This window comes from Paenibacillus sp. OT2-17 (assembly GCF_009827695.1).
Taxonomy (GTDB): domain Bacteria; phylum Bacillota; class Bacilli; order Paenibacillales; family Paenibacillaceae; genus Paenibacillus; species Paenibacillus polymyxa_B.
The window spans coordinates 1-1,353 of the sequence record NZ_WUDQ01000782.1; the positions used below are offsets into that span (position 1 = coordinate 1).

Consider the following 1,353-nt stretch of genomic DNA (forward strand, 5'->3'; position numbering starts at 1 on the left):
GCGCCTGTCTGTATCCTATGTCCAAATCTTCCAGTATGATTCTCCACGATACCCCATCAACTACAAGGTGGTGAATAGCTATTAGCAGGTGGTCCCCTTCTTTAGTCTTAAACAGACCAACCTTAACTAAAGGACCGTTATACAAGTCCATGCTCCTCTGAATCCTCGACGCTTCCAGCTCTATTTTTTCCCGGTAATTATAGCTGTCCCTAAGGTCTACAATTTCCAATGAAAAATGTTCACCTTCAAGGTTTTTGTTGTATTGGAGTATATTTTGATCCTCTATTTTTACCACTGTTCTAAAAATATCGTGGTGCTCTACAAGCTTTGACAATACTTTTCGAATAATAGCTTCTTCAAATCCGTTACGCCCATATATCATTATTTCCTGATTAAAATGATGGATATCCTTGCTGTCTTGTTTATACAACCATCTTTGTATAGGTGTTATCGGTACTATGCCTTCTACCGGGCCTTGATGAATTCTTCGGCTTGTAGATTGTATATATTCGACGAGTTCCTCAATTACAGGATGTTTGAATAAGTCCCGCATTTCAAGCTTTAGCCCATGGACGTTAAGACGCGACATTACCTGTATGGCTTTTATTGAGTCTCCTCCAAGGCTGAAGAAATTATCTTTTACCCCGATGTTTTCAGTTTTTAGTACGTCTTCCCATACTTTGACCAGTATTTCTTCTCTTTCGTTTCTAGGAACTACATGCTCTACTCCGGTATTAATATTCCCCTGTGGTTCAGGCAATGCTTTCCGATCAATTTTACCGTTGGCATTAAATGGCAGCTGTTCCAGCTGCATGAAATATGCTGGTACCATGTAGTCAGGTAGTTCGTTTAAGAGATGCTCCCTTAGCTCGGAAATGGTCAATTCATTTTCCCCTACAATATATGCACACAGGTACTTCTTCCCTTGCTGCTCTTCCTTTGCAATAACCACTGCTTCCTTAATAGCAGTGTGCTTCACCAGATGTGCTTCAATTTCTCCAAGCTCTATTCTAAAGCCTCTTATCTTTACCTGGTGGTCGATCCTGCCCATGAATTCGATGTTCCCATCAGGAAGCCGCCTTACTAAGTCCCCTGTGCGGTACACTTTTTCGCCGGGAATAAACGGGTTAGGTACAAATTTTTCTGCTGTCAGTTCAGGTCTATTCAAATAGCCCCTTGCAAGACCGCTTCCACCTATCACAAGTTCACCGGCCACTCCTACAGGAGTTAATTGGTTGTGCTTGTCCAGTATATAAAGGTATACATTCTGTAAAGCTTTCCCTATAGGTACTGTTATAAGTTCTTCTGCTATTTTCTTTGTTATACTGTAACCCGCTGCATATATCGTGGACT

General features: G+C 41.3%; 1 protein-coding gene. It reads right to left on the reverse strand.

Annotated features, from left to right (window positions below; genetic code table 11):
• Positions 1-1,353: condensation domain-containing protein (locus GRP75_RS27075; RefSeq protein ID WP_160790903.1), on the reverse strand; the 1,353-nt coding region annotated here is incomplete at both ends.